This is a genomic window from Marisediminicola sp. LYQ85 (assembly GCF_046600695.1).
In the GTDB taxonomy this organism is placed as follows: Bacteria; Actinomycetota; Actinomycetes; order Actinomycetales; family Microbacteriaceae; genus Marisediminicola.
This window is the reverse complement of sequence record NZ_JBKIWO010000002.1, coordinates 572,553-598,215: the sequence shown is the minus strand read 5'-3', so window position 1 is coordinate 598,215 and position 25,663 is coordinate 572,553. Positions and strand designations below refer to the sequence as shown.

Genomic DNA, 25,663 nt, shown 5'->3' with positions numbered 1-25,663 from the left:
CACGTGACCGATGGTTCTCGCCTGCTCGCCGGCCGGTACCAGATCGGCGACCTCATCGGGCGAGGCGGAATGGCCGATGTGCATGTCGGGGTCGACAGCCGGCTCAATCGCAAGATCGCCATCAAGCTCCTGAAGCCGTCTCTCGCGACCGACCCGAAGTTCCGGTTGCTCTTCCGCGAGGAGGCACAGAAGGCCGCGCGCATGGCGCACCCCACGATCGTTCGCGTGTTCGACGCGGGCGAGGAGACGGTCACGGGCCCCGACGGCGTCGACAGGCAAGTGCCCTTCATCGTCATGGAGTACGTCGACGGACGACTCCTGCGAGACATCATCGCCGAGGGACCCCTCGACCCGAAGGAGGCGTCGCGCATCGTCGCGCAGATCCTCACGGCTCTCGAATACAGCCACCGGGCCCTTCTCGTGCACCGCGACATCAAGCCAGGCAACGTCATGATCACGCAGAGCGGTCAGGTCAAGGTCATGGACTTCGGTATCGCGCGAGCGGTGTCCGACAACTCCGCGACGGTCGCCGAGACGGGCGCCGTTCTCGGAACAGCACAGTACTTCTCGCCGGAGCAGGCGCGCGGCGAGACGGTCGATGCCCGCACCGACCTCTACTCGACCGGCGTCATCTTCTTCGAGCTCCTCACCGGCCAGGCCCCGTTCCGCGGTGAGCGTGCCGCGGCCGTGGCCTACCAGCACATCAGCGAAGCCGCCGCGGCGCCGAGCAGCCTCAACTCGGCCGTCTCGCCCGCGATCGACGCCGTCGTGCTCCACTCGCTCAGCAAAGACAAGTTCGACCGCTACCAGACGGCCGCCGAGTTCCGTGCCGACGTCGAGTCGGCCGCGGCGGGGGAGATCCCCACGCGGCGCATGCCCGCGCGCGAGGTCGACAACGTCGTTCTCGGCATCAACCCGCACGCGGCCCAGGGATCGAACGCCGCTCTGCGTCAGCTCACACCCGACGACGAGCGTGTCGTGCGCACCCAGCCCCGGCCCCCGGTCGCATGGATCTGGGCGGGCTTCGCCGTGCTCGTCGCGATGCTCGTGGCGGTCGTCTTCTGGGTCGTCAACCTGCCCGACGAACCGCCTTCGATCAGCTCGGGGTTGTCGGTGACGATTCCGGATGTCGAGGGCCAGACCTACGAGGATGCCGCGGCGACCCTCGAGGCAGCCGACCTCGTGCCGTCGGAACTCAGTCAGGCGAGCGACACGATCGACGAGGGAATCGTCATCAGCACGAACCCGGAGCCGGGAGCGCGCGTCGCGTCCGGTCAGCCCGTTCGCGTTTACGTGTCGATCGGTCCCGACCCCACGACGGTGCCGGCGCTCGATCAGCGCCCCGAGGCCGAAGCGATCGAGGCGATCGAGGACCGCGGTCTCGTCTACGGCTCGAGCACACCCGAGCGGTCGACGAGCATCCCCGAGGGCGTCGTCATCCGCGCCGATCCCGAGTCGGGGGCCAACCTGCGGGAGGGTGACACGGTCAACCTCTTCGTGAGCAACGGCCTCGTCGAAATCCCGTCGGTCGTCGGACAACCGATCAACACCGCCAACACGACCCTCGGTGAGCTCGAACTCAACATCGTCCCGGTGCAGGACCCCAATTGCGCCGGCGGCGAGGTGACGGCGCAGTCCCTGCCTGCGGGTGAGCACCCGCAACGCTCGGAGATCAGCGTCACGTGGTGCTCCGGCTGATCCCGGGAGCCCTAGGCCACGAGAGAACGGTCAGCAGAGACGGCGCACCGACGTGACCGTGGCGCCTACAGGTTGACGAGCGGTGTGAGACCGGATGCCGCGTCTCGAGCGGTCGGCAGTCCTGCCACATCGAGCCAATTCGCGAGCATGAGGTAGCCACCCTCGGTGAGCACCGATTCGGGGTGGAACTGCACTCCGTACACGGGTGCCTCGTCGTGCTTGAGGCCCATGACGACACCCCCCGTGGTCCGTGACGTCACGACGAGTTCGTCGGGCACGGTCTCGTCGACGACCGCGAGCGAGTGATACCTCGTAGCGGTGAACGGCTGCGGCACGCCCGAATAGAAGGCGCTGTCGTCGTGCGTGATGAGAGAGGTCTTGCCGTGCATGAGTTCGTCGGCGTGGGTGACCGTGGCGCCGAGAGCCTCGGCGATCGCCTGGTGGCCGAGACACACCCCGAGCAGAGGCTGGCCGGAGTCGAGAGCGGCGGAGACGACCGGGATCGACACTCCCGCGTCTGCGGGCGCTCCGGGACCGGGTGAGATGAGCACGGCGTCGTAGTCCGCGATGACCGAGGCCGCATCTCGCGCGGTGAAGTCGTCGTTGCGCACGACGGTCGTCTCGGCGCCCAACTGCAGCAGGTAGCCGTTGAGCGTATAGACGAAGCTGTCGTAGTTGTCGATCACGAGAACACGGGTCATTGCTCCACCGTAACCTCTGTCTGATTGACGAACGTGTTGAGCCACGGGAAGACGACCGTGACGCACAGGGCGAGCACGGCGGCGATGAGGACGAGGAAAAGTACGACCTTGAGCCACACGGGGCCCGGGAGTGCGCGGAACAGTGCGGCGTACATCAGGCTCCCTCTCCCACGATCGATGCGATCTCCTCGGGGGCGCCCGCGGATGCCGGTTGCCACGACTCGAACACCCCGTACGCGATGATGCGTTCCTGCGCCGAGAAGAGCGGGTTGCAGCTCGTGAGGGTGATGAGACGCTCCGTGGGTTCGATGTCGGGTGACTGCGGAACGGGTTCGAGAACCCCCACCCCCGTGGGCAGCACGTATTCGCTCGAGCGGTAGACGTAGGTGTACCAGCCGTCTTCGGTCTGCACGTACATCCGGTCGCCCACCTGCAGGTCGGCGATCCTGTTGAACGGAGCCCCGTGCGTCGTGCGGTGCGCCGCGATACCGAAGTTGCCGATCTCGCCGGGCATCTGGGTGTCGGGGTAGTGCCCGATGCCCTCGGTGAGCACGTCGCCTTCACCCACGCCCTCCGCGATCGTGCGCACGTAGTCCGCTCCGAACCGCGGCACATAGAGGTTGGCGAACTTCGTGGTCTCGTCGGAGACGGCGCTCACGACGGGATCGCCGAAGTCCTCCCCGGGTTCGACGGGGGTCGCCGGTGCGGCACCTCCGAGCTGCTGGCCGAACTGCTGCGCTTCGCTCTGCTGTTCGCCCCCGACGATGATGTCGTTGAGCCACAGCTGCCAGCCCAGAAAGAGAAAGATGAAGACGGCGGCGGTGAGCAGCAGTTCGCCGACGACTCCGACGATTGCGGAGACCACACCCCGTCTTCGCGACTTGCGCTGCGCGCGACGCCCCGAGACCATGCGCCGAGTCTACGGCCGTCTCGTGAACGCGCGATGGCCGGAAAGCGCAGATGGAGGGCACGGTAGTATTCCGGCATGGCCAGATCTAACGACCGCGGCACGCTCGCATCCCCTGACAACGATGGACCCGACCGTACAGGCTCCTCGACGCGGGCGGGAGACGATGCGCCCAACCCGGTGTGGTTCAAGCCCATCATGTTCGGCCTCATGCTCATCGGCCTCGCTTGGATCATCACGTTCTACGTGAGCGGCACGACCCTCCCGATCGCCCAGCTCGGTGACGGAAACATCCTGGTCGGCTTCGGGATCCTGTTCCTCGGGTTCCTCATGACCACTCGGTGGCGCTGAGCGCTCGGGGCACACGGCTGTCGGCACTTCTGCCGACAATTACACGCCTGTAACTATCCCCAGTGTGGATAGGCCTGTGGATAACCCCTAGGCGAGCAGAGTGAGCACGCGCACCACGGTGATCGCGAGCAGAGCAGCGACGACGCCGACGAGCATCAGAGCTTGTGCGGCCTTCTTTCGCGGCGAGCGGGTTTTCATGAAGATGAAGCCGATCGCGACACCCGCGATGAGGCCCCCGACGTGCGCTTGCCACGAGATGCCCGGGAGGATGAACCCGAGCCCGAGGTTGATGGCGATCAGGATCAAGAGCTGCGGGCTCGTGCCCCCGAAACCGCGCTGGATCACGAAGAACGCCCCGAGCAACCCGAAGACCGCACCCGACGCCCCGACGACTCCGCCGGACGGATCGAGCACGAGCACCGCGACCGACCCCGCGAACCCACTGATGAGGTAGAGCGCGAGAAAGCGCCAGCGGCCCACGGCCTGTTCGATCACCCGACCGAACAGGAACAGCGCGAGCATGTTGAAGATGATGTGGAAGAACGAACCGTCGGAGTGCACGAAGATCGACGTCAGCATGCGCCACGGCTCGATGACCGTGAGAACCGGGTAGTACGAGAGCAGGTTGGTGACCGCACCTCGTGAGACGAGCTGCAGCAGGAAGACGACCGCGGTGATCGCGATGATCGAATAGGTGACGATCGGCGAACCGTCGGTCCCGGCACGCTTCACGCGCGTGACGAGCCGGGGCTTCGTGCGCGGAGCGGACGCACGCGCTTCGCGCACGCACTCCGGACAGTGGAAGCCGACCGCGGCTTGCGTCTGGCACTCCGGGCAGATCGTGCGCCCGCATCGCTGGCACAGGATGAAGCTCTGCCTGTCCGGATGCCGGTAACACGTGTCAGTGCGGCCGTCTCCTGCGTTGCTCATCGGTGGAACAGGGAAGCGGTCAGGCCGCTTCGACCGTGACGCTCTCGATGACGACGTCGTCGATGGGACGGTCGCGGCCATCCTTCTTAACGGCTTCGATGGCCTTGACGACGTCGCGGGACTCCTCGTCGGCGACCTCACCGAAAATCGTGTGCTTGCCCTGCAGCCACGTGGTCGGAACGGTCGTGATGAAGAACTGCGATCCGTTCGTTCCCCGGCCACCCTGGATGCCGGCGTTCGCCATAGCGAGGACGTAGGGCTTGGTGAAGTCGAGCTCGGGGTTGATCTCGTCGTCGAACTGGTAGCCGGGTCCACCGGTTCCCTGGCCGAGAGGGTCCCCACCCTGGATCATGAAGTTGTCGATGATGCGGTGGAAGACGACACCGTCGTAGAGCTTGTCTTTCGTGGTGGCTCCGGTGCCCGGGTGAGTCCACTCGATCTCGCCCGTCGCGAGGCCGACGAAGTTCGCGACCGTCTTGGGGGCGTGGTTGCCGAGGAGGTTGACGCGGATGGCGCCGAGGTTCGTGTTGAGTGTGGCGACGTGTGTGTGCGTAGACATACCTCGATTCTCCCACAGGCCCGGCGAACACTCAGCGTGCGTCCAGCTTGCGCGGTATTGGTCCACAGGCGGCAGCGTGAAAGGATGGGATCCGTTCACAACCATTACCGGAGGGTGATCTCATGGGATTGTCACGCAAACGCGCGAAAGAACTGAAGCGACTGAGGAAGACCTCCTCCGAGCTGTGGGAAGAGCAGCGTGACGTCCTCGACCACGCGAGCAACGTCGTTCGTGAGGCCGGTCGCCAGCTCGGCAACGTCTCCCGCGAAGAGGTCGTGCCCCGGGCACGCGGCGCCTACGACGACTACGTCGTTCCCGCCGTCTCCACCGCTCGCGGTGCCGTCGGCGACGCTCGTCACAAGATCGTCCACGACGTGCTCCCGGGTGTCTCCGGTGCCCTCGCGTCGGCTCTCGCCACGCTCGAGGTGTCGAAGGACCCCCGCGTGCGCGAAGCTGTGAAGCAAGTGCACAAGACGAGCGACCGCGTGAGCAAGAACGCCAACAAGGCCTTCTCTGCGGCATCCAAGAAAGCATCCAAGGCCTACACGACCGTCGGAACGAAGGCGGGCTTCGTGAAGCCCAAGCCGTCGCTCGGCTTCGGCGGATGGGTTCTCATCTCGCTCGGCGTCGTCGCCGTCGCCGGTATCGCCTACGCGGCCTACCAGACGCTCCGCGCCGACGACGAGCTCTGGGTTCTCGATGAGGGTGACGACATCGAGGCTCCCAAGGAGTAGCTCACCGGTTGTGTCACAAGCGCCAGCGGCCCTCGGGTCGCTGGCGCTTTCTGTTTCTCGCCGCGCATCGGCGAACGCCGCCGGATCGCGCGAGAAGCCGCGCGATAAGGGGAAGGTGAGCACGAGCTCGATGTGGAGCCTAGGGGAATCGAACCCCTGACCTCCTGCTTGCAAAGCAGGCGCTCTACCAATTGAGCTAAGGCCCCGTGGAGGGACTGCGCCCCACACGAGGTGGAACTGTCGGATGCGAGCATCCGAGTGGGGCTACCTGGACTCGAACCAGGGACCTCTTCGTTATCAGCGAAGCGCTCTAACCGCCTGAGCTATAGCCCCGCAGGGCAGATACGAGAGTATCGCACCGCCCGCGAAACACTAAATCGTCTCGCCTCTCGCGACCTAGTTGTTCTGGAAACCGACGAGCAGTCCGCCCGTCACGCGTGCCGCGAGGTTGTAGAGCACCGCGAAGATCGCTCCGAGAGCGGTGCCCACGACGACGTTGAGCGCCGCGACGATGACGGCGAACAGCCCGACCTGCGTCAGGGAGAACTCGGCCGTGATCGTGAAGTTCTCGTCGTTCAATACGTCGCGCAAGAGCGTGTCGATCGAGGCGAACGCTTGGGTCGCGTCGAGCAGCAGCCAGACGAGAACCGCGAAGACGACCTGCACGATGCCGAGACACACGGCCGAGAGGAACGACAGCTTCACGAGCGACCAGAAGTCGAGGTAGACCAACCGCAGCCGCACCTGCTTGGTGTTGGCCTTCTTCGGTGCCTTGCGTTGGAGTTTCTCGGCGACGCTACTCATCTACTGATTCGTCCTTTCCAGCAGAGCTCTCACTCGCTGTCTCCGCGCTCTGCGCATCAAGATTACGTTCACTGTTCTTCGCAACCTCGATGATGCGATCGTTCTCGGCGAATCGCGCGAAAACCACCCCCATGGTGTCACGACCCTTGGCCGGCACCTCAGCGACAGATGAGCGTACCACCTTGCCGCTTTCGAGCACGACGAGCACTTCGTCGTCTTCGGAGACGATCAGGGCACCCGCGAGGTCACCCCGATCGGCCGCGAGCTTCGCCACCTTGATGCCGAGACCACCGCGGTTCTGCACGCGGTACTGGTCGACGCTCGTGCGTTTGGCGTACCCGCCCTCCGTCACCACGAACACGTATCCCTCGTCGGTGACGACGGACGCGTCGAGCAAGGTGTCGTCGTCGCGGAAGTGCATTCCGATGACGCCGCTCGTGGAGCGACCCATGGGGCGCAGTGCCTCATTCGACGCCGTGAAGCGGATCGACATGCCCTTGCGGGAGACGAGCAGGAGGTCGGAGTCGACGTTCACGAGCATCGCCGACACGAGTTCGTCGTCGTCGCGCAGGTTGAGCGCGATGATCCCGCCCGTGCGGTTCGTGTCGTACTCGGTGAGCGCCGTCTTCTTGATGAGCCCACCGCGCGTCGCGAGCACGAGGAACTCGGCCGCGGCGTAGTCGCGGATGTCGAGGATCTGCGCGATGAACTCGTCGGGTTGCATCGCGAGGAGGTTGGCGACGTGCTGGCCCTTGGCGTCTCGGCCCGCCTCTTGAACCTCGTATGCCTTGGCGCGGTAGACCCGCCCCTTGTTCGTGAAGAACAGCAACCAGTGGTGGGTCGTCGTCACGAAGAAGTGCTCGACGACGTCGTCCGCGCGCAACTGGGCGCCCTTGACGCCCTTGCCGCCGCGGTGCTGGCTGCGGTAGTTGTCGCTCCGCGTGCGCTTGATGTATCCCCCGCGCGTGACCGTGACGACCATCTCCTCTTCGGGGATGAGGTCTTCGACGTTCATGTCTCCGTCGAATCCGAACATGATCTCGGTGCGACGATCGTCGCCGAACTTGTCGACGATCTCGGTGAGCTCGGTGCTCACGATGGTGCGTTGACGCTCGGGGCTCGCGAGGATGGCCTTGAAGTCGGCGATCTCGGCCTCGATCTGGTTGGCCTCGTCGAGGATCTTCTGGCGCTCGAGCGCCGCGAGCCTGCGGAGCTGCATGTCGAGGATCGCGCGAGCCTGCAGCTCGTCGATGTCGAGCAGGTCGATGAGACCGTCGCGCGCGTCTTCGACGGTCGCCGAACGACGGATGAGTGCGATGACCTCGTCGAGGGCGTCGAGAGCCTTGAGGTACCCGCGCAGAATGTGGGCGCGCTCCTCGGCCTTCTTGAGGCGGTAGGTCGTGCGGCGGATGATGACGTCGATCTGGTGGGCGATCCACGCCGTGATGAAGCCGTCGATCGGCAGGGTGCGCGGAATCCCGTCGACGATGGCGAGCATGTTCGCGCCGAAGTTCTCCTGCAGTGGGGTGTGCTTGTAGAGGTTGTTGAGCACGACCTTCGCGACGGCGTCGCGCTTGAGCACGATGATGAGGCGCTGTCCGGTGCGACCCGAGGTCTCGTCTTGGATGTCGGCGATCCCGGCGAGCTTGCCCTCGCGCACGAGCTCCGCGATCTTCATCGCGAGGTTGTCGGGGTTGACCTGGTATGGCAGTTCGGTGATGACGAGGCACGTGCGCCCGCGGAGCTCTTCGACGTTGATGACCGCGCGCATCGTGATCGACCCGCGACCGGTGCGGTAGGCGTCTTGGATGCCCTTGAGTCCGAGGATCTGTGCACCCGTCGGGAAGTCGGGCCCCTTGATGCGCTCGAGGAGGGCGTCGAGCAGCTCTTCCCGCGACGCCTCGGGGTTCTCGAGCGACCACAGGGCGCCCGAGGCCACCTCGCGGAGGTTGTGCGGCGGGATGTTGGTCGCCATCCCGACCGCGATACCGACCGATCCGTTGACGAGGAGGTTGGGGAACCGCGACGGCAAGACGTCGGGCTCGAGGGTGCGGCCGTCGTAGTTGTCGGAGAAGTCGACGGTGTCTTCGTCGATGTCGCGCACCATCTCGAGAGCGAGGGGGGCCATCTTCGTCTCGGTGTAACGGGATGCGGCCGCGCCGTCGTTGCCGGGGGAACCGAAGTTGCCCTGCCCGAGCGCGAGCGGGTAGCGGAGGTTCCACGGCTGCACGAGGCGCACGAGCGCGTCGTAGATCGAGGAGTCACCGTGCGGGTGGAACTGACCCATGACCTCGCCGACGACGCGAGCGCTCTTCGAGAACGAGCGGTCGGGGCGGTAGCCCCCGTCGTACATCGCATAGATGACGCGACGATGCACGGGCTTGAGACCGTCGCGCACCTCGGGAAGAGCACGCCCGACGATGACGCTCATCGCGTAGTCGAGGTAGGACCGCTGCATCTCGAGCTGGAGGTCGACCTTCTCGACCTTGTCGTGCGACATGTCGATCTCGCGACCCGCGATCTGCGGTTCGTTCTCGTCAGGTGTCTCGTCAGCCATGGTTACTCACTATTCGTTTCTGGATGTTCGCGCGTCAGCGTCGGTCGTCGAAGTCGGACGACGGCGTCAGATATCGAGGAATCGCACGTCTTTGGCGTTTTGCTGGATGAAATTGCGTCGTGATTCGACGTCTTCGCCCATGAGCGTCGAGAAGATCTCGTCGGCGACGAGAGCGTCGTCGAGGGTCACCTGCAGAAGCGTGCGCGTCTCGGGGTTCATCGTGGTGTCCCACAGTTCCTTGTAGTCCATCTCGCCGAGACCCTTGTAGCGCTGGATGCCGTTCTCGCGCGGGATGCGCTTGCCTGCCGCGAGTCCCGCCTCGAGGAGGGCGTCGCGCTCACGGTCGGTGTAGACGTATTCGTCTGGCGAGTTCGTCCACTTGAGCCGGTAGAGCGGCGGCTGGGCGAGATAGACGTACCCGAGGTCGATGAGGGGGCGCATGTAACGGAACAGGAGCGTGAGCAGCAGCGTCGTGATGTGCTGGCCGTCGACGTCGGCATCCGCCATGAGCACGATCTTGTGATAGCGCGCCTTCTCGGGGGTGAAGTCTTCGCCGATGCCCGCACCGAACGCGGTGATCATCGCCTGCACCTCGTTGTTGCCGAGCGCTCGATCGAGGCGCGCTTTCTCGACGTTGAGGATCTTTCCTCGCAGCGGCAGGATCGCTTGGGTCTCGGGGTTGCGCCCCTGGACAGCCGAACCGCCGGCGGAGTCACCCTCGACGATGAAGATCTCGCTCAGGCTCGGGTCTTTGCTCGCGCAGTCTTTGAGCTTGCCCGGCATTCCGCCCGACTCGAGCAGCCCCTTGCGGCGGGTCTGCTCGCGCGCCTTGCGCGCGGCGAGACGCGCTTGCGACGCCTGGATGGCCTTGCGGATGACGTCGCGAGCTTGCGTGGGGTTGCGGTCGAACCAGTCGTTGAGCTGCTCGGCCGCGATGCGCTGCACGAACGACTTCGCGATCGTGTTTCCGAGCTTCGTCTTCGTCTGACCTTCGAACTGCGGCTCGGCGAGCTTGACCGAGATCACGGCGGTGAGGCCTTCGCGCACGTCGTCACCCGTGAGGTTCTCGTCTTTCTCCTTGATGATCCCCTTCTCGCGGGCATACCTGTTGACGAGAGTGGTGAGCGCGGCACGGAAACCCTCCTCGTGGGTTCCGCCCTCGTGGGTGTTGATCGTGTTGGCGTATGTGTGGACGCTCTCCTGGTAGGCGGTCGTCCACTGCATGGCGACCTCGACCGAGATCTTGAGCTTCGTGTCTTCGAGGTCGAACGAGATGATGTCGGGGTGAACGACATCGGCCTTCTTGGCCGTGTTCAAATACTCGACGTAGTCGACGAGACCCTTCTCGTAGAGGTAGGTGACCTCCACGGGCTCGGCCTCGGTGCCGTCGTCGTTCTTGCGCTCGCGCTCGTCGATGAGGGTGATCGTGAGGCCCTTGTTGAGGAAGGCCATCTGCTGGAATCGGGCGCGCAGAGTCTCATAGTCGAACTCGATCGTCTCGAAGGTCTCGGCGCTCGGCCAGAAGGTCACCGTCGTTCCGGTGTCGCTCGCGTCTTCGCCCTTCTCGAGCGGGGCGTTCGGAACACCGTGCGTGTAGCTCTGGCGCCACACCGAACCCTGGCGGTGCACCTCGACGTCGAGCTCGCGCGAGAGGGCGTTGACGACGGAGATTCCGACACCGTGGAGGCCACCCGAGACGGAGTACCCACCGCCGCCGAACTTTCCTCCCGCGTGGAGGATCGTCAGAACCACCTCGACAGTCGACTTGTTCTCCGACTTGTTGAGGTCTACGGGGATGCCGCGGCCGTTGTCGACGACCTTGATTCCGCCGTTGCGCAGCATCGTGATCATGATCGTGTCGCAGTGCCCCGCGAGCGCCTCGTCGACGGAGTTGTCGACGACCTCGTAGACGAGGTGGTGCAGACCGCGCGGTCCCGTCGATCCGATGTACATTCCGGGGCGTTTGCGCACCGCGTCGAGACCTTCGAGAACCTGGATCTGGTCGGCGCCGTAGGCGTCGTCGGACCGCGCGCGCTCACCCGTCGGCGTCGCCTCCGCTCCGGGGTCCGTCGTCGAGTCGTCGGGCTCACCAGTCGCGGGCGTCGTCGTCATATGGAATGTGCTCCTACCAGGAAGATCGGCTCTGTCTACCGCGGCCGGGCTCCCAGGGAAGCTGCCTCGAGGACCTCGTCATTCTACCAAATACCGACGGTGCGGCGGCGCTAAACGGGCCTCTGAGGACTTTATTTTTATCCCCCGACCTCTTTTGCCTTGTCAGCCGTAAGTATCGCGGGGGCCACGCCCTGGGATTGATCTGGGGCCGCGTTTCCATGAGGGGGCACCCGGCCCCTCGAAACGCACCGACGTGATGCCGGCATCCGGATAGGTGGAAACGATGTGATTCATCACCTGCACACGCATGATCCTCAACTGGGTCGCCCACGCCGTGGAGTCGCACCGCACCGAGAGCACCCCGTCTTCGATGCCGACCGGCGTGGAGTGCTCCGCTGTCTCGGCACCGGCGATGTCGGCCCACGACGCGAGCAGATCGGACTGCGCGAGAGGAGAGTTCCAGCCCAGTGTCTGGGTGAGCGAATCGAGCACGTCGCCGAGCCCGTGGGCATCCCGCCCTGCCCCGAATGCCGCACTGGATCCCGGCTCCCGAGTCGCGCGCTTGCGCGCATCCCTCGATCGGGACTGACCGTCGCCGAACACCCGACGGAACCTCTCGAACACGAGCTGGGCCTCGGAGCGGTCCTCCGTCATCTCTCCTCCTCCGGGTGAGCAGCGGAGGTCTCACGGGGATCGACGACGATGCGGCCTCGCGAGATGTGAACCATGTTGGCGGCGAGAGCGTCGGGCACGTCGTCGAGCACCGCCGCCGTGATGAGCACTTGCTCGAAACCACCGACGGCCGACGCGAGCCGGCCACGCCGCGACTGGTCGAGCTCGGCGAAGACGTCGTCGAGGATGAGCACGGGGTCGCCCGACGCGGAATCCCGACGCAGCACCTCCGCCGACGCGAGCTTGAGCGCGAGGGCGAACGACCACGATTCACCGTGGCTTGCGAAACCGCGCGCGGGCATGCCGTTGAGGCTCAACACCACATCGTCGCGGTGCGGGCCGATGAGGGTCGTCGCTCTATCGACCTCGGCCCGCCGAACCGCGGCGAGACCGGCTGTGAATCTCGCCCGCACATCCACGCGCGCCGCATCAATGGCCCCCGAGAGCACCCCGTCGGTGGACAACTCCGGAAAAGCGGAATCCGCATCGGGCGCGATCGTGAGCTGGTGGCCGAGCGTGGCGGAGTGGTCTTCTCCAGCGATGGCGACGTAGGCGCGGCTCACCTCGGGCAGCAGCGTCGAGACGAGACCCACTCGCGCGTCGATGATCTCGCTCCCGAGCGTCACGAGGCGCTCGTCCCAGATGTCGAGCGTCGACACCGAGTCGATCTTGACCCCTGACGCCCTCAGAGATTTGAGCAGCGTGTTCCGCTGCTTGAGCACGCGGTCGTAGTCGGAGAAGACACCCGAGAATCTCGGGTTGCGCAACACGAGCAATTCGTCGAGAAACCGCCGTCGTCCGGAGGGTTCACCCCGGACGAGAGACAGGTCTTCGGGAGCGAACGTGACACTCGAGAAATAGCGCGGCAACTCCCGCGTCTTGATCGCCGACCTGTTGATCTGCGCCCGGTTGGCCGAAGACCGGTTTAATTGCACTTCGGCGAGGATCTCGCGCTCCCCGTTTCGTAGGCGCGCTCGCACGATCGCCGACTCGCACCCCTGACGGATCATCGCGTGGTCAGTCGACACCCGGTGCGACCCGAGCGTGCTCAGGTAGCCGAGGGCCTCGACGAGGTTGGTCTTGCCCTGGCCGTTGCTGCCGACGAAGACGTTCGATCCCGCAACGAGCGCGAGATCGGCGCGCTCGTAATTGCGGAAGTCGGTGAGGTCTAGGTGAGTGACTAGCATCCGGCACGCACGCGGATGCCCGGTGCCCGAGTCATGACATCACTCGGCCTTCTTGACTCCGTGCCCGCCGAACTGGTTGCGGAGGGCGGCGACAGCCTTCATCGCGGGTGAGCCGTCTTCTTGACGCGAGACGAAACGAGCGAAGATCGACGCGCTGATGGTCGGAACCGGAACGGCGTTGGCGATCGCCTCTTCGACGGTCCACCGTCCTTCACCGGAATCTTCGACGTAGCCCTCGATGTCGTCGAACTCGGGGTTCTCCTCGAGCGCCTTGACGAGCAGTTCCAGCAACCAGGAGCGCACGACGGTGCCGCGTTGCCAGGCCTTGAATGTGCCCGTGACGTCTTTGACGATGTCGTCGCGCTTGTCGAGGAGCTCGTATCCCTCGGCGAACGCCTGCATGAGGGCGTATTCGATGCCGTTGTGCACCATCTTCGCGTAGTGACCCGCGCCGGTGTCGCCCGCGTGCACGAAGCCCTCCTCGCGAGGGCCCTCGGGGCGGAGCGCGTCGAACACGGGCATCACACGCTCGACGACGTGCTTCTCGCCACCGACCATGAGGCCGTACCCGTTCGCGAGCCCCCAGACTCCACCGGAGACTCCGACGTCGAGGTACTCGATCTTCTTCTCTTTGGCGAGCGCCGCGTGCACGAAGTCGTCACTGAAACGCGAGTTGCCTCCATCGATGATGAGATCACCCTCGTCGAGCAGACCGACGAGCTCGGTGACGACAGCCGTCGTCGGGGCGCCCGCGGGCACCATGACCCACACGGTGCGCGGAGCCGGCAGGGCCTCGACGAGGCCGGGGAGGTCGGCGACATCCGTCACGTCGGGGTTGCGATCGAAACCGGTCACCTCGATGTCGTGCTGCTGCAAGCGTGAGCGCATGTTGCCGCCCATTTTTCCGAGGCCGACGATTCCGATGTGCATGGTTGTCTCTTCTTTCGGGATGACGTGAGTCGAGGAGTCGGCGATCCGATCGGGAACGTCGACCGGGGGATGCGCGGTCAGCGGAGCAGCAGGTTCGGCTGAAGCAGGTAGCGGTAGGTGTCCGACCCCGCCTGGTCTTTCGACGACTGGCTCGTGATGAGCACCGGGCCGGGTTTGTTCGGATTGTCGGTCTTCGTGAACGAGATTCGCACGAACTCGGAGTGCACCGCGCTCAAGCCGTCGAGCAGGAACTGGGGCTTGAGTGACACGACGGTGTCGACGCCCGTGAGGATCGCGTCGATCGATTCGGATGCTTGCGCTTGCTCCGAGCCGATGGCCTCGAGGGTGAGTCCATCGGGGTTGAAGGTGAATCGCAGAGCTGCCTCGCGCTCGAGCACGAGCGAGACACGGCGCACCGCCTCGATGAGTTCGCCCGTGTTGATGACGGCGTAGTTGTCGACGGTCTCCGGGAAGAGTCGCTTGACGGGCGGGAAGTTGCCCTTGATCAGCAGCGACGTGACGGTCTTCTTGTCGGCGCGGAAGGCGATGAGCTCGCGGTCCTCCGACCCGGTGATCGACACCGAGATGGTGCCACTGTTGCCGAAGGTCTTGCCGATCTCCTGCAGCGTGCGCGCGGGAACGAGAGCCGTGATCGTCTCGACAGCGGAATCCGCGGAATCCCAGTCGATCGAGCGCACGGCCACTCGGTAGCGGTCGGTCGCGACGAGGCTCAGCGAATTCTCCGAGACCTCGAGCTGAACACCCGTGATCACGGGGGTGACATCGTCTCTCGATGCCGCGACGGCGACTTGCGAGACGGCACTCGCGAACGCGTCCGCCGGAAGGAGCCCGGTCTGCTCAGCGACCTGCGGGAGGGTCGGGTACTCCTCGACGGGCATGCTCAAAAGTGTGAAGTGGGCGGAGCCTCCCGTGACCGAGATCTTCGTGTCTTCGGTGGAGAACCGGATGGGCGCGTTGGGAAGGCGGCTCGCGATGTCGGCGAGGAGACGGCCCGACACGAGAATGCGCCCGGGCTCTTCGACATCCGCAGTGATCGACGTCTGCGCAGACACCTCGTAGTCGAACGAGGAGAGAGTGAGTCCGTCTTCGGTCGCTTCGATGAGAACACCGCTGAGGATGGGAAGAGTGGTTCGCTGGGGCAGCAACTTCACCGCAAAAGAGACGGCCTCGCTGAAGACGTCGCGATTGACCTGAAACTTCATGGGGCTCCCTGGCGCAGCGGTAGATGACTCGGGGCTCAATACTGCCACAGGGCCTCCGGGCCGGGGCGCGACGGGATTCTGTAGTTCTCCCCACCCCACAAGGTTCTTTCTCGACCCCAATCTTCTTTAAAAGAACAAAGTCATTAACCGATGTGTGAACTGTGAGTAACTCGCAGGAGGCCAGTGGGCGACGGGAAACTACACGCGTGCAAGTTGTGTAGACGGTGAGTGAAGTCCCGGGAGAATCGCCGTGCAGTTCGGCTGCACAGGAATGACATTCCACAGGAGGGCCGACCCGGAGGTACCGACGAAGGGTAGTTATCCACGGAATTCCACAAGTTATCCACACTGTGCACTACTGCTACCCTCTCAACCCCCCAAGGGAGGGGCGCCGAGGGCGGGCGGTCACAGGCTGCTGTAGCGATGGTTCTGCTTGATGCGACTCGTCAGTTCGGTGACCTGGTTGTAGATCGAGCGGCGCTCCTTCATGAGCTCGCTGATCTTCTTGTTGGCGTACATGACCGTGGTGTGATCCCGGTTGCCGAACAACTGACCGATCTTGGGCAGAGACAGGTTCGTCAGCTCGCGGCACAGATACATCGCGATCTGGCGAGCGGTCGCGACGGCTTGGGAGCGCGACGACCCGTAGAGGTCGTCGACGGTGAGCTTGAAGTAGTCCGCCGTGTGATTGATGATGTCGACCGGCGCGATGACGTTGTCGTCGTCGAGCGTGATGAGATCTTTGAGCACCGTCTGCACGAGGGCGAGATCGACGGGCATCCGGTTGAGGCTCGAGAACGCCGTGACCCTGATGAGGGTCCCTTCGAGTTCCCGGATGTTCGACGAGACCTTCGACGCCATGTACTCGAGGATGTCGTCGGGAACCTGCAGCCGATCGCTCTGCGCCTTCTTGCGCAGGATCGCGATGCGGGTCTCGAGGTCGGGCGCTTGGACATCGGTGATGAGGCCCCACTCGAATCGCGACCTCATGCGGTCTTCGAAACCGGTGAGGTGCTTGGGGGGCAGATCGCTCGTGATGACCACTTGCTTGTTGTGATCGTGGAGGGTGTTGAAGGTGTGGAAGAACGCTTCTTGCGTGGAGTCCTTGCCCTGCAGGAACTGGATGTCATCGATCAGGAGGATGTCGATGTCTCGATAGCGCGACTGGAACACCGAGGCCCTGTTGTTCGCGATCGAGTTGATGAAGTCGTTCGTGAACTCCTCACTGCTGACGTAGCGCACACGGATGCCGGGGTAGAGGCTCTCGGCGTAGTGGCCGATGGCGTGCAGGAGGTGGGTTTTGCCGAGGCCGGAGTCCCCGTAGATGAAGAGCGGGTTGTAGGCCTTGGCCGGCGCTTCAGCCACGGCGACCGCGGCGGCGTGGGCGAAGCGGTTCGACCCGCCGATGACGAAGTTGTCGAAGTTGTACTTGGGGTTGAGTCGCGAATCGGACCTCTTGCCCGAGTACTCGACGGGGCTCGGCGGGGTCTGCTGCTCGACCCACGGTGGTTCACTCGATTCCGCGGGTGATTCGAGCGAGTCGTGGGAGATCTCGGGGTTCACCACGATCGCGAAGTTCGCAACAGTGTTGTCGTCACCGAGGTCGGCGATCGCGTTGAGAAGAGGAAGACGGATGCGCTGCTCGAGCATCCCCCGCGTGAGGTCGTTCGGAACCTCGAGATAGAGGGTTCCCGCCATGACTCCCTTGGGCTCGACGAGACTCAGGAAGCCCTGCAGCTGCGGCGTGATCCGCTCGTCGGAGCGAAGGCTCGTGAGAACCGATTGCCAGATGCCCTGGATTTCCTCAGCACCGTCGGTCATGGTCGTCCTTACGCAATAGGGAGTTATACACAGAGTTATCCACTGGCTGTGCGATCAGACCACCTTAGTTTGCGAGGGTATGTCGTTCGCAAGAGCAGTTGTCCCCATGTGGATAATGCACGGTCAGGGGACGGGGAGTTTGACCCGAACGGGGAAAGACCGTATTTTTAATCAGTTGACTCCGAGCCGAACGGCCGAGCAACCATTCCAGGGTTCCCTCGGTCCGGCCTCCAGCCGGTACGCATTCGCATTGAACCTTGTTGCAATCGTGCCCGAGCACACCCCAGAAACACCGACGTCGTGGAGACCGAACAATGAGCAAGCGCACCTTCCAGCCGAACAACCGCCGTCGCGCCAAAGTGCACGGCTTCCGTCTTCGTATGCGCACCCGCGCCGGTCGTGCCATCCTCGGCGCGCGTCGCCGCAAGGGCCGCACCGAGCTCTCTGCCTAAGAACCTCGATCGACGTCGGTGATCGCTCGCCGTAATCGCGTCACGACCGCCGACGACTATCGCGCCGCGGTCCGACGAGGGGTACGTACGAGCGCTCCGTTGGCGACGGTTCACATTCGGAAAACCGAGCATCCCGATGCACGGTTCGGATTCATCGTCGCAAAAACCGTGGGCAATGCCGCACATCGCAATCTCGTGCGCCGTCGGTTGAAGTCGATCGCTCACGATCGACTGTCGACTGTTCCCGCGGGCACGGACATCGTCATCCGTGCTCTGCCAGGCTCGGCGCAGGCACCGTGGGTTAGCCTGAACGCTCAAATCACCCACGCTCTCAGTAAGGGTCTGACACGGGCATGAATGCGACAGCGACGTTCATCATGCTTATTCCGCGCAACGTCTGCGTGGTCATCCTCAAGGTCTACCGGGCTGTCATCTCGCCGCTCTACGGTGAGGTCTGCCGCTACTATCCCTCGTGTTCCGCGTACGCCCTGCAATCGATCCAACTCCACGGGGTCGTGCGCGGGGTGTGGATCGGGTCTCGTCGACTCGCTCGGTGCCACCCGTGGGCCGAGGGAGGAATAGACGACGTCCCTCCCTCTCATCGACACCACCACGCCGTGAGCGACTTCGGTTTCGTCACTCCCGAACGCACCACCACCATCGCCGCTCCCGGCGGAAAGGCCTGACCCATGCCGGATATCTTCGGAATTATCCTCTGGCCCATCAAGTGGGTCATCGAGGCCATCCTCGTCGCGTTCCACAGCCTGCTCACTGCGGCGGGACTGAATGGCGACGCGGGTCTCACCTGGGTTCTCTCCATCGTGGGTCTCGTGCTCGTCGTGCGAGCCGCCCTCATCCCCATCTTCGTGCGTCAGATCAAGAGCCAGCGGCGGATGATGGAAGTGGCCCCGCAGCTGAAGAAGATCCAGGACAAGTACAAGGGAAAGAAAGACCAGTTCTCGCGCGAGGCGATGCAGCGCGAAACGATGGCGCTCTATAAGCGCACGGGAACCAACCCGCTCGCGTCGTGTCTCCCTCTTCTTCTGCAGATGCCGATCTTCTTCGGTCTCTTCTCCGTGCTCCAGAACGCTCAGCGCGAGCTCGTGGGAGTGGGGCTGCTCAACGCCGAGCTGTCGCGCTCGTTCGGTGAGTCATCCCTCTTCGACATCGCTCCGCTGCGCCTCGCCATCAGCACGGCAGACGGCAATGTCGCGGTGATCGTGACGGCAGCGATCATGGTGGTCCTCATGACGGCGTCGCAGTTCATCACGCAGCTGCAGATAATGTCGAAGAACCAGTCGCCCGAGATGAAGAACTCGCCGATGTTCAAGCAGCAGCGGATTCTGCTCTACATCCTCCCCCTCGTCTTTCTCTTCTCGGGATTCACCTTCCCCCTCGGTGTCATGTTCTATTGGCTCGTGTCGAACATCTGGACGATGGTGCAGCAGTTCATCGTCATCCGGAACATGCCGACACCCGGCAGTGAAGCCGCGCTCGCGCGCGAGAACAGGATCGCGAAGAAGGCGCAGCGACGGGGAATCACCATCGTCGAGGACGACACGGCAGAGACGCCGGCCGTCGAACAGAAGACCACGCAGCGTCAGCAGCCGGTCGGCAAGGCTCGGGCGAAGAAGAAGCCCAAGGGGCGTCGTTGACCATGAGCACCACTCCCCCGAAACCCACAGAGAGCAGACCGATGAGCGAGAACATCCCGGCGGGCAGTCCGGCCGAGATCCCGACCATGGATGAGGCGCCGCGCTCGGTGTCCCAGCTCGAAGAAGAGGGCGATATCGCTGCGGACTACATCGAGGAGCTACTCGACATCACCGATCTCGATGGCGACATCGACATCGAGGCCCGCGACGGTCGTGCGTATCTGTCGGTGAACTCCGAGGACGAGAGCAACCTTCGCATCCTTGCTAAGCCCGACACTGTGACGGCGCTCCAGGAGCTAACCCGTCTGGCCGTGCAGGCGAAGACCGGTGCCTTCTCGCGGCTGATCCTCGATGTCGGAGGATCCCGGGCGGCGCGCGCCGCTGAACTCGGCGCACTCGTCGACCGCGCGATCGAGCGCATCGAGCAGGGTGCAGAAGCGGCATCCCTACCTCCGATGTCGTCGTACGAGCGCAAGCTCGTTCACGACCTCGTCGCCGAGCGTCCTTTCGTCTCGGAATCCGAGGGAGAAGGACGGGACCGCCACACGGTCATCCGACGCGCCTGACGCATGGATGTTTCACGTGAAACATCGTTGGACGACGCGGCCGTCGCTCCCCTCGAGATGGAGCCGGGCGTTGCCGTTGACGTTTTCGGCGACCACATCGACGTCGCGCGCCAGTTCGCGGCTGACCTCGGTGCGCGCGGTGAACTCCTGGGCCTGATCGGCCCGCTTGAGCCACCTCGATTGTGGACCCGCCACATCATCAACAGTGCACTGGTTGCCCCTCTCCTCCACGCGGGTGCACACGTCGGAGATGTCGGTAGCGGTGCCGGGCTTCCCGGTCTGGTCTTGGCTATCGCGCGACCGGACGTGCGTTTCTCCCTCATCGAGCCCATGGAGCGTCGTGTCGACTGGCTTCGAGCCGAGTCGGAGAAACTCGGTCTCGAAAACGTCGCCGTGGTCCACGCGAGAGCGGAAGAAGCCGTTTTCTCTCCGTGGCTCGACCAGGTCACGGCCCGTGCGGTCAGTGCGCTGTCGAAGCTGCTTCCGATAACGGTTCCGCTGCTCCGATCCGGTGGCGAGTTGGTTCTCATGAAGGGCGCGAGCGTCGACAGCGAGGTTGCGGCGGCGACCAAGGTGATCCGGAAGCTCCGTTTGACCGATGCCGAAGTGGTCGTGCTGGGCGAGGGTGTCGTCGACGAAGTGACCCGGGTCTTCCGCGCTAAAGTTGATTGATGGATGTCGAGGGTTCGGACCCGAAACCCTCCCCACGATCACTGGTTAGAACGGCGCAAAGCCATGTTTCACGTGAAACATCACCGTGTCTCGTTGTCGTGTTTCACGTGAAACATCTCCTACCGGATTGGACGGACACATGAGTCCTCTGTGGCCTAAGAAGAACCGGCTCCCAGCGACGCGCGAAGCCGAGGCGGCGCCCCGAGAGACTCCGGTAGAAGAACCGCAAGCCCCTGCGGAGCCTGCGCAGCAAGGAGCCCCAGAGGTCATCAATTCCGAACCCCGGGTCGCTGACGTTGACACTGAATCCACGATGGAGTCGCCCGTGGATCTCCGCGCTGAACCCACTGTCGAAACCACCGTCGAAGAAGCGGGGGCACCGGCACTCGAGGATGACCTGCTGGGAGACACGCCCCTCGCCCGCGAGATATCGGATCTGACGACCCGACGTGCGCGGTTGTCTGCGCAGTCCCTTCCACTTCCGGAGACGACCCGCATCTTCACGATCGCGAACCAGAAGGGTGGGGTGGGAAAGACGACGACGACGGTCAATCTCGCCGCTGCTCTCGCGCTCTCCGGCGCGCGCGTGCTCGTCATCGACCTCGACCCCCAAGGAAACGCGTCGACGGCGCTCGGCATCGACCATCGCTCGGAGACGCCGAGTGTCTACGACGTCGTGATCGACGGCGTTCCGATGGCGGATGTCGTGCAGCGGAGTTCGGAGTCGGACACGCTCTATTGCGTGCCGGCGACGATCGACCTCGCCGGCTCCGAGATCGAGCTCGTCTCGATGGAAGCGCGGGAACGCCGACTGCACTCGGCCCTCCACTCCTACCTCGGGTCGACCGAAGAGCCGTTCCACTACGTGTTCATCGATTGCCCGCCGTCGCTCGGACTCTTGACCATCAACGCCTTCGTTGCGGCCACCGAGGTGCTCATCCCCATCCAGTGCGAGTACTACGCGCTCGAGGGTCTCAGTCAGCTGCTCAACAACATCTCCCTCATCGGAAAGCACTTGAACCCGCAGCTCGTCATGTCGACGATTCTTCTCACGATGTTCGACGCGCGGACCAATCTGGCGAACCAAGTGGCTCAGGATGTTCGCGAGCACTTTCCGACACAAGTGCTCACGACGGCGATCCCTCGGTCGGTGCGCATTTCGGAGGCACCGAGCTACGGGCAGACTGTCATCACCTACGACACCAATTCGGCAGGATCACTGTCGTATCGAGAGGCGGCCGCCGAGATGGCCCACCGAGGAGCACCGAACTGATGGCAACGAAGAGAACCGGACTGGGCCGCGGAATCGGCTCCCTCATCCCTACCGAGTCGTCATCGACCGAGCGCCCCGTCGACGTCTTCTTCCCGACGACGAAGGAGTCGAGCGAGACCCTCGTGTCGATTCCGGGCGCGCAGCTCGCCGCACTCGACCCCGCAGACATCGTGCCCAACGCGTCACAGCCTCGCACCGTCTTCGCGGAGGAGGAGCTCGCCGAACTCGTCACGTCCATTCGCGAGGTGGGTGTCCTGCAGCCGATCGTCGTGCGTCCGCTCGCCGATGCGGCTCCCGGTGAGCCGCGCTACGAGCTCGTCATGGGCGAGCGGCGCCTGCGTGCGAGCAAGATCGCGGGACTCGAGACCATTCCCGCGGTCGTGAAGAACACGGCGGATGACGCGATGCTCCGCGACGCTCTGCTGGAGAACCTGCATCGGGCGAACCTCAACCCTCTCGAGGAGGCGTCGGCCTACCAGCAGTTGCTCGCCGATTTCGGAATCACGCAAGACGAGCTCGCGACCCGCATCGGACGCTCGCGGCCCCAGATCACCAACACGATCCGCCTCCTGCGTCTGCCCGAGACGGTTCAGTCCCGGGTTGCGGCGGGGGTCCTGAGCGCGGGGCACGCCCGCGCCATCCTCTCGGCGGGTGACGCTCCCTCGATGGAGCGCCTGGCCGACAAGATCGTCAATGAAGACCTCTCGGTTCGCGCGGCGGAGGCCGCGGCAGCAGCGGGAACCCCCGCGGTCAAGGCCAAACCGAGCGCGGGGAGGCGCCAGGGCCAGCTCGACGAGATCGCCGAGCGACTCGGAGACCGACTCGACACGCGCGTTCGTGTGAGCCTCGGTGCCCGTAAGGGACAAGTGGTGATCGACTTCGCGACGGTCAGCGATCTCAACCGCATCCTCGGTGAGCTCGGGGAGCCCGGCTTCGGCTGACGCACGCTGTTTCGGCTCGCGCGCCGATGGTCGAGCGTCGACGCTGGCTCGCGGTCGATCAGGCTGAGATGTGGTCCGATTCACGAATGGCCGCGTCGGCGAGAGCCTCGTAGACCCACCCGAGGTCGTGGCCGGCGGCCTCGAGAGCGAGCGGGACGAGAGAGGTCTCCGTGAGCCCGGGGAGCACGTTGGCCTCGAGGAACTGCGGGGCTCCCGCCGCGTCGATGATGAGGTCGATGCGCGAGAGGTGCCGAAGTCCGAGGGCGACGTGGGCGGCTACCGCTGCCTCGGCGACGACAGCCGCGGCGCTCTCGGAGATGCGCGCGGGGGCGAAGAAGCGGGTTTCTCCGGCGTTGTAGCGTGCCTCGAAACTGTAGACGCCCGAGATCGGCACGATCTCGACCGCGGGGAGCGCGACCGGGCCGTCTCCGCTGTCGATGATGCCGACCGCGATCTCCGTGCCGCTCACGTGGCGCTCGATGAGCGCGGTGTCACCGTAGGTGTACGCGTCGATCATCGCGCGCGGCATCTGCTCGGGATCGGTGACGATGCTCACGCCCTGCGCCGACCCACCCTGCGCGGGCTTCACTACGAGGGGGAAGGCCATCGTGTCGGAGATGAGACCGAGAACGCTGTCGGCGCCGAGTTCGCGGAACGTGTCGCGAGGGAGCGTCACCCAGTCGGGCGTCTGCAGGCCGGCGCGCGAGACGATGGTCTTGGCTGTCGGCTTGTGCCACGCGAGCCTCGCGGCCCCGGGCCGCGATCCGACATACGGAATGCGGGCGAGGTCGAGTAGCGCGCGCAGGGCCCCGTCTTCTCCGCTCGCGCCGTGGAGCGCGGGCCAGACGACATCGGGCCGCTCTGTGCGGAGGAAGTCGAGCAGAGACGCGTCGGGCTCCCTCAGCACGGCGGCGATCCCGTGTTCTTTGAGACTGTCCGCCACGCGGCGGCCGGAGCGCAGTGACACGTCCCGCTCGTGGGAGATCCCCCCCGCCAAGACGACGATCGACCGTGGTTCACCGTGAGGAGACATACCTGGGGGTCCTTTAATAGCTGATCAAACGCGAAATGGGTCGGCGCGGGGTGCTCAGGTCAGGTTGGGTGGCGGGCTCGCGAACTGGCCGGACACGGTGGCGGGATGGTCGACAGCGCTGCCTCGGCGAGGACTGAACGTCTCGAGCAGATCGAGTTCGCCGTTGATGACGGTCGCGAGTCGACGCACCCCGACCCGGATGGTCTCGGGGGTCGGATAGCAGAACGAGAGACGCATCGAGTCTCGACCGCCGCCGTCGGCGTAGAACGCCGTACCCGGCGTATATGCCACGAGCTCAGTGACCGCTCGGGGAAGCATCGCTTTGGAGTCGAGTTGAGACGGCAGACTCAGCCACACGTAGAACCCACCGTTGGGCGTCGTGCGGGCGAGCTCGGGGAGGTGCTCGTCGAGCGCCGAGAGCATGGCATCACGACGCTCCCGATAGACGCCGCGGAAGATGTCGATCTGGCCGCGCCAATCAGAGGTGCTCAGGTACTCCGACACGACGTACTGGGTGAACGAGCTCGGCGACAGCACCGCCGACTCGTTCGCGAGAATCAATTTCTCGCGAATGGCGTGCGGCGCGAGCACCCACCCGATGCGGAAGCCGGGGGCGAGCGTCTTCGAGAACGAGCCGAGATAGACGACGCCGTCTTCGTCGATGGACCGCATCGCGGGTGGTGGCGGAGCGTCGAAATAGAGGAGGCCGTAGGGGTTGTCCTCGAGCACGAGGATCTGCTCCGCACGGCAGATCTCGAGGATCTCGAGGCGTCGCTCGCGGCTGAGGGTGACTCCGGCCGGATTGTGGAAGTTCGGGATCGTGTAGAGGAACTTGATGGTCTTGCCCGCGAGCCGCACCTCCGCGATGCGCTCTCGGAGCGCCTCGGGGATGAGCCCGTGCTCGTCGAGGGCGACGTGTTGGATGTCGGCTTGGTACGACCGGAAGACCCCGATCGCGCCGACATAGCTCGGAGCTTCGGCGAGAACGACATCGCCCGGATCGACGAACAGCTTGGTCACGAGGTCGAGGCCCTGCTGCGAGCCGGTCGTGACGACGACGTCGTCGACGCTACCGTGGATCCCCTCGAGAGACATGACCTCGAGGATGTGTTCGCGCAGTGACGGTTCGCCCTGCCCAGAGCCGTACTGCAGCGCTTTCGGCCCGGACTCCTCCATCACGCGGTCGAACGACGCTCTGATGAGCTCGCTCGGGAGCGCCGAGACGTAGGGCATCCCCCCGGCGAGTGACACGACCTCGGGCCGTGACGCCACGGCGAAGAGCGCTCGGACCTCGGACGCGCTCAGACCGGCCGCGCGGTCGGCGTAGTGGTCGTACCAGGGGTCGAGGTTCGTTCCCGAACCACCGACGGAGCTGCCGTGGTGTGTCATTGAGAGTCCCGAGTGAGGTGATGAAGCGGTGTCGAGCTTTCCGTTCACCCTAGGCGATCGTTCCGCGGGTCAAACGACGACGGCCCGTCTCGCGAGGAGACGGGCCGAACGAGTCGAGGTCGATCTACGCCAGGAAGTCGGCGAGATCTGCCTCGAGAGCGCCCTTGGGCTTGGCACCGATGACGGTCTTGACGACCTCTCCACCGCGGTAGACCTTCATCGCGGGGATCGAGGTGATCTGGTACTTCGCGGCGATCTGCGGGTTGTCGTCGACGTTGAGCTTCACGACGGTGATCTTGTCGGCGTGCTCGGCCGCGATCTGGTCGAGGATGGGGCTCACGGCGCGACACGGACCGCACCATTCGGCCCAGAAGTCGACGAGGATCGTCTTGTCTGACGCGAGGACCTCGGCGTCGAAGGTGGCGTCGGTTACATCGAGTGCGGTGGACATGTGTCTGCTTTCTGTGGACTGCGGGACTGCGGGATGGGTGTCGGT

At 64.6% G+C, this 25,663-nt stretch carries 27 protein-coding genes and 2 tRNA genes; 11 read left to right on the top strand and 18 right to left on the bottom strand.

Translation table 11 applies throughout. The features are described 5' to 3' along the window. The first annotated feature begins 3 nt into the window (after window positions 1-3). Window positions 4-1,698 (top strand): Stk1 family PASTA domain-containing Ser/Thr kinase, encoded by a 1,695-nt coding sequence (pknB, locus tag ACLHG5_RS11225; protein ID WP_411316626.1) that lies wholly within the window; start codon window positions 4-6, stop codon window positions 1,696-1,698. A 65-nt stretch (window positions 1,699-1,763) separates the two neighbouring features. Here pknB and ACLHG5_RS11220 read toward each other — a convergent pair whose 3' ends face one another. Genes ACLHG5_RS11220 through ACLHG5_RS11210 form a run of 3 tightly spaced genes read right to left on the bottom strand, consistent with a single transcriptional unit; the run spans window position 1,764 to window position 3,309 of the window. Next, entirely contained in the window at window positions 1,764-2,399 is a 636-nt protein-coding gene (locus tag ACLHG5_RS11220) for an anthranilate synthase component II (protein WP_411316627.1), read from the bottom strand. Then, window positions 2,396-2,554, bottom strand: a complete 159-nt coding sequence (locus ACLHG5_RS11215) for a hypothetical protein (protein ID WP_411316628.1) — start codon at window positions 2,552-2,554, stop codon at window positions 2,396-2,398. Before ACLHG5_RS11215 ends, ACLHG5_RS11220 begins: the two co-directional genes overlap by 4 nt. After that, window positions 2,554-3,309 carry a class E sortase gene (locus tag ACLHG5_RS11210; protein ID WP_411316629.1) on the bottom strand — a complete coding sequence of 252 codons (756 nt, stop codon included), beginning with the start codon at window positions 3,307-3,309 and terminating at the stop codon, window positions 2,554-2,556. The genes ACLHG5_RS11215 and ACLHG5_RS11210 overlap by 1 nt, the downstream gene beginning before the upstream one ends. A gap of 75 nt (window positions 3,310-3,384) precedes the next feature. Between ACLHG5_RS11210 and ACLHG5_RS11205 the strand changes: the two genes are divergently transcribed. After that, window positions 3,385-3,657: a cell division protein CrgA gene (locus ACLHG5_RS11205; protein ID WP_411316630.1), complete on the top strand. Its 273-nt coding sequence runs from the start codon at window positions 3,385-3,387 to the stop codon at window positions 3,655-3,657. 87 nt (window positions 3,658-3,744) lie between these two features. On the opposite strand, the gene ACLHG5_RS11200 is transcribed toward ACLHG5_RS11205, so the two are convergent. Beyond that, on the bottom strand, window positions 3,745-4,443 hold the full coding sequence (locus ACLHG5_RS11200) for a rhomboid family intramembrane serine protease (RefSeq protein WP_411316631.1): 699 nt from the start codon (window positions 4,441-4,443) through the stop codon (window positions 3,745-3,747). 163 nt (window positions 4,444-4,606) lie between these two features. After that, window positions 4,607-5,146, bottom strand: coding sequence for a peptidylprolyl isomerase (locus ACLHG5_RS11195; RefSeq protein ID WP_411316632.1), 540 nt, complete (start codon window positions 5,144-5,146; stop codon window positions 4,607-4,609). Window positions 5,147-5,268: 122 nt separating this feature from the next. Between ACLHG5_RS11195 and ACLHG5_RS11190 the strand changes: the two genes are divergently transcribed. Next, on the top strand, window positions 5,269-5,880 hold the full coding sequence (locus ACLHG5_RS11190) for a DNA helicase (protein WP_411316633.1): 612 nt from the start codon (window positions 5,269-5,271) through the stop codon (window positions 5,878-5,880). A 133-nt stretch (window positions 5,881-6,013) separates the two neighbouring features. On the opposite strand, the gene ACLHG5_RS11185 is transcribed toward ACLHG5_RS11190, so the two are convergent. The 10 genes from ACLHG5_RS11185 to dnaA form a co-directional block, all read right to left on the bottom strand. After that, a tRNA-Ala gene (locus ACLHG5_RS11185) sits at window positions 6,014-6,086 on the bottom strand. Between the two features lie 53 nt (window positions 6,087-6,139). Then, window positions 6,140-6,213 (bottom strand) — tRNA-Ile (locus ACLHG5_RS11180). A 63-nt stretch (window positions 6,214-6,276) separates the two neighbouring features. Then, a complete protein-coding gene (locus ACLHG5_RS11175; RefSeq protein WP_411316634.1) occupies window positions 6,277-6,684 on the bottom strand; it encodes a DUF3566 domain-containing protein in 408 nt (135 codons plus the stop codon). After that, the gene (gyrA, locus tag ACLHG5_RS11170) at window positions 6,677-9,241 is read right to left on the bottom strand and encodes a DNA gyrase subunit A (protein WP_411316635.1); all 2,565 of its coding nucleotides are present in this window, start codon (window positions 9,239-9,241) and stop codon (window positions 6,677-6,679) included. The genes ACLHG5_RS11175 and gyrA overlap by 8 nt, the downstream gene beginning before the upstream one ends. A 66-nt stretch (window positions 9,242-9,307) precedes the next feature. Further along, window positions 9,308-11,353, bottom strand: a complete 2,046-nt coding sequence (gene gyrB, locus ACLHG5_RS11165) for a DNA topoisomerase (ATP-hydrolyzing) subunit B (protein ID WP_411316636.1) — start codon at window positions 11,351-11,353, stop codon at window positions 9,308-9,310. A gap of 162 nt (window positions 11,354-11,515) precedes the next feature. Continuing rightward, entirely contained in the window at window positions 11,516-12,007 is a 492-nt protein-coding gene (locus ACLHG5_RS11160; RefSeq protein WP_411316637.1) for a DUF721 domain-containing protein, read from the bottom strand. Beyond that, window positions 12,004-13,212, bottom strand: a complete 1,209-nt coding sequence (gene recF, locus ACLHG5_RS11155) for a DNA replication/repair protein RecF (RefSeq protein WP_411318867.1) — start codon at window positions 13,210-13,212, stop codon at window positions 12,004-12,006. Before recF ends, ACLHG5_RS11160 begins: the two co-directional genes overlap by 4 nt. Before the next feature lie 39 nt (window positions 13,213-13,251). Beyond that, the gene (gnd, locus tag ACLHG5_RS11150; RefSeq protein WP_411316639.1) at window positions 13,252-14,142 is read right to left on the bottom strand and encodes a phosphogluconate dehydrogenase (NAD(+)-dependent, decarboxylating); all 891 of its coding nucleotides are present in this window, start codon (window positions 14,140-14,142) and stop codon (window positions 13,252-13,254) included. Window positions 14,143-14,219: 77 nt separating this feature from the next. Next, window positions 14,220-15,365, bottom strand: a complete 1,146-nt coding sequence (gene dnaN / locus ACLHG5_RS11145; protein ID WP_411318866.1) for a DNA polymerase III subunit beta — start codon at window positions 15,363-15,365, stop codon at window positions 14,220-14,222. A gap of 405 nt (window positions 15,366-15,770) precedes the next feature. Continuing rightward, window positions 15,771-17,186, bottom strand: coding sequence for a chromosomal replication initiator protein DnaA (gene dnaA / locus ACLHG5_RS11140; RefSeq protein ID WP_411318864.1), 1,416 nt, complete (start codon window positions 17,184-17,186; stop codon window positions 15,771-15,773). Window positions 17,187-17,500: 314 nt separating this feature from the next. Between dnaA and rpmH the strand changes: the two genes are divergently transcribed. The 8 genes from rpmH to ACLHG5_RS11100 all read left to right on the top strand — a co-directional run bounded on the left by rpmH (window position 17,501) and on the right by ACLHG5_RS11100 (window position 22,745). Next, entirely contained in the window at window positions 17,501-17,638 is a 138-nt protein-coding gene (gene rpmH, locus ACLHG5_RS11135) for a 50S ribosomal protein L34 (protein ID WP_010204566.1), read from the top strand. Between the two features lie 18 nt (window positions 17,639-17,656). Beyond that, entirely contained in the window at window positions 17,657-17,995 is a 339-nt protein-coding gene (gene rnpA / locus ACLHG5_RS11130; protein ID WP_411318863.1) for a ribonuclease P protein component, read from the top strand. Continuing rightward, window positions 17,992-18,324 (top strand): membrane protein insertion efficiency factor YidD, encoded by a 333-nt coding sequence (gene yidD / locus ACLHG5_RS11125; protein ID WP_411318862.1) that lies wholly within the window; start codon window positions 17,992-17,994, stop codon window positions 18,322-18,324. Before rnpA ends, yidD begins: the two co-directional genes overlap by 4 nt. Before the next feature lie 3 nt (window positions 18,325-18,327). Then, window positions 18,328-19,293 (top strand): membrane protein insertase YidC, encoded by a 966-nt coding sequence (gene yidC, locus ACLHG5_RS11120; RefSeq protein ID WP_411316644.1) that lies wholly within the window; start codon window positions 18,328-18,330, stop codon window positions 19,291-19,293. An 86-nt stretch (window positions 19,294-19,379) separates the two neighbouring features. Further along, window positions 19,380-19,859, top strand: a complete 480-nt coding sequence (locus ACLHG5_RS11115) for a protein jag (protein ID WP_411317277.1) — start codon at window positions 19,380-19,382, stop codon at window positions 19,857-19,859. Between the two features lie 3 nt (window positions 19,860-19,862). Beyond that, complete coding sequence (gene rsmG, locus ACLHG5_RS11110) at window positions 19,863-20,531, top strand: 16S rRNA (guanine(527)-N(7))-methyltransferase RsmG (RefSeq protein WP_411316645.1); 669 nt, start codon at window positions 19,863-19,865, stop codon at window positions 20,529-20,531. Window positions 20,532-20,856: 325 nt separating this feature from the next. After that, window positions 20,857-21,804: a ParA family protein gene (locus ACLHG5_RS11105; RefSeq protein ID WP_411318858.1), complete on the top strand. Its 948-nt coding sequence runs from the start codon at window positions 20,857-20,859 to the stop codon at window positions 21,802-21,804. Next, window positions 21,804-22,745: a ParB/RepB/Spo0J family partition protein gene (locus tag ACLHG5_RS11100; protein WP_411318857.1), complete on the top strand. Its 942-nt coding sequence runs from the start codon at window positions 21,804-21,806 to the stop codon at window positions 22,743-22,745. Before ACLHG5_RS11105 ends, ACLHG5_RS11100 begins: the two co-directional genes overlap by 1 nt. Window positions 22,746-22,803: 58 nt before the next feature. On the opposite strand, the gene ACLHG5_RS11095 is transcribed toward ACLHG5_RS11100, so the two are convergent. From ACLHG5_RS11095 to trxA, 3 genes are all read right to left on the bottom strand, one after another. After that, window positions 22,804-23,778 carry a D-alanine--D-alanine ligase gene (locus ACLHG5_RS11095; RefSeq protein WP_411316647.1) on the bottom strand — a complete coding sequence of 325 codons (975 nt, stop codon included), beginning with the start codon at window positions 23,776-23,778 and terminating at the stop codon, window positions 22,804-22,806. Window positions 23,779-23,832: 54 nt separating this feature from the next. Next, a complete protein-coding gene (locus tag ACLHG5_RS11090; protein WP_411316648.1) occupies window positions 23,833-25,167 on the bottom strand; it encodes a PLP-dependent aminotransferase family protein in 1,335 nt (444 codons plus the stop codon). Window positions 25,168-25,291: 124 nt separating this feature from the next. Beyond that, window positions 25,292-25,618 (bottom strand): thioredoxin, encoded by a 327-nt coding sequence (trxA, locus tag ACLHG5_RS11085; RefSeq protein WP_411316650.1) that lies wholly within the window; start codon window positions 25,616-25,618, stop codon window positions 25,292-25,294. Window positions 25,619-25,663 lie beyond the last annotated feature (45 nt).

Excerpts from the sequence above, each read along its gene's own strand:
- ACLHG5_RS11220 (WP_411316627.1), bottom strand. The coding sequence starts at position 2,399 with ATGACCCGTGTTCTCGTGATCGACAACTACGACAGCTTCGTCTATACG.
- ACLHG5_RS11215 (WP_411316628.1), bottom strand. The coding sequence starts at position 2,554 with ATGTACGCCGCACTGTTCCGCGCACTCCCGGGCCCCGTGTGGCTCAAG.
- ACLHG5_RS11210 (WP_411316629.1), bottom strand. The coding sequence starts at position 3,309 with ATGGTCTCGGGGCGTCGCGCGCAGCGCAAGTCGCGAAGACGGGGTGTG.
- ACLHG5_RS11205 (WP_411316630.1), top strand. The coding sequence starts at position 3,385 with ATGGCCAGATCTAACGACCGCGGCACGCTCGCATCCCCTGACAACGAT.
- ACLHG5_RS11195 (WP_411316632.1), bottom strand. The coding sequence starts at position 5,146 with ATGTCTACGCACACACACGTCGCCACACTCAACACGAACCTCGGCGCC.
- ACLHG5_RS11190 (WP_411316633.1), top strand. The coding sequence starts at position 5,269 with ATGGGATTGTCACGCAAACGCGCGAAAGAACTGAAGCGACTGAGGAAG.
- ACLHG5_RS11175 (WP_411316634.1), bottom strand. The coding sequence starts at position 6,684 with ATGAGTAGCGTCGCCGAGAAACTCCAACGCAAGGCACCGAAGAAGGCC.
- gyrA (WP_411316635.1), bottom strand. The coding sequence starts at position 9,241 with ATGGCTGACGAGACACCTGACGAGAACGAACCGCAGATCGCGGGTCGC.
- gyrB (WP_411316636.1), bottom strand. The coding sequence starts at position 11,353 with ATGACGACGACGCCCGCGACTGGTGAGCCCGACGACTCGACGACGGAC.
- ACLHG5_RS11160 (WP_411316637.1), bottom strand. The coding sequence starts at position 12,007 with ATGACGGAGGACCGCTCCGAGGCCCAGCTCGTGTTCGAGAGGTTCCGT.
- recF (WP_411318867.1), bottom strand. The coding sequence starts at position 13,212 with ATGCTAGTCACTCACCTAGACCTCACCGACTTCCGCAATTACGAGCGC.
- gnd (WP_411316639.1), bottom strand. The coding sequence starts at position 14,142 with ATGCACATCGGAATCGTCGGCCTCGGAAAAATGGGCGGCAACATGCGC.
- dnaN (WP_411318866.1), bottom strand. The coding sequence starts at position 15,365 with ATGAAGTTTCAGGTCAATCGCGACGTCTTCAGCGAGGCCGTCTCTTTT.
- dnaA (WP_411318864.1), bottom strand. The coding sequence starts at position 17,186 with ATGACCGACGGTGCTGAGGAAATCCAGGGCATCTGGCAATCGGTTCTC.
- rpmH (WP_010204566.1), top strand. The coding sequence starts at position 17,501 with ATGAGCAAGCGCACCTTCCAGCCGAACAACCGCCGTCGCGCCAAAGTG.
- yidD (WP_411318862.1), top strand. The coding sequence starts at position 17,992 with ATGAATGCGACAGCGACGTTCATCATGCTTATTCCGCGCAACGTCTGC.
- yidC (WP_411316644.1), top strand. The coding sequence starts at position 18,328 with ATGCCGGATATCTTCGGAATTATCCTCTGGCCCATCAAGTGGGTCATC.
- ACLHG5_RS11115 (WP_411317277.1), top strand. The coding sequence starts at position 19,380 with ATGGATGAGGCGCCGCGCTCGGTGTCCCAGCTCGAAGAAGAGGGCGAT.
- rsmG (WP_411316645.1), top strand. The coding sequence starts at position 19,863 with ATGGATGTTTCACGTGAAACATCGTTGGACGACGCGGCCGTCGCTCCC.
- ACLHG5_RS11100 (WP_411318857.1), top strand. The coding sequence starts at position 21,804 with ATGGCAACGAAGAGAACCGGACTGGGCCGCGGAATCGGCTCCCTCATC.
- ACLHG5_RS11095 (WP_411316647.1), bottom strand. The coding sequence starts at position 23,778 with ATGTCTCCTCACGGTGAACCACGGTCGATCGTCGTCTTGGCGGGGGGG.
- ACLHG5_RS11090 (WP_411316648.1), bottom strand. The coding sequence starts at position 25,167 with ATGACACACCACGGCAGCTCCGTCGGTGGTTCGGGAACGAACCTCGAC.
- trxA (WP_411316650.1), bottom strand. The coding sequence starts at position 25,618 with ATGTCCACCGCACTCGATGTAACCGACGCCACCTTCGACGCCGAGGTC.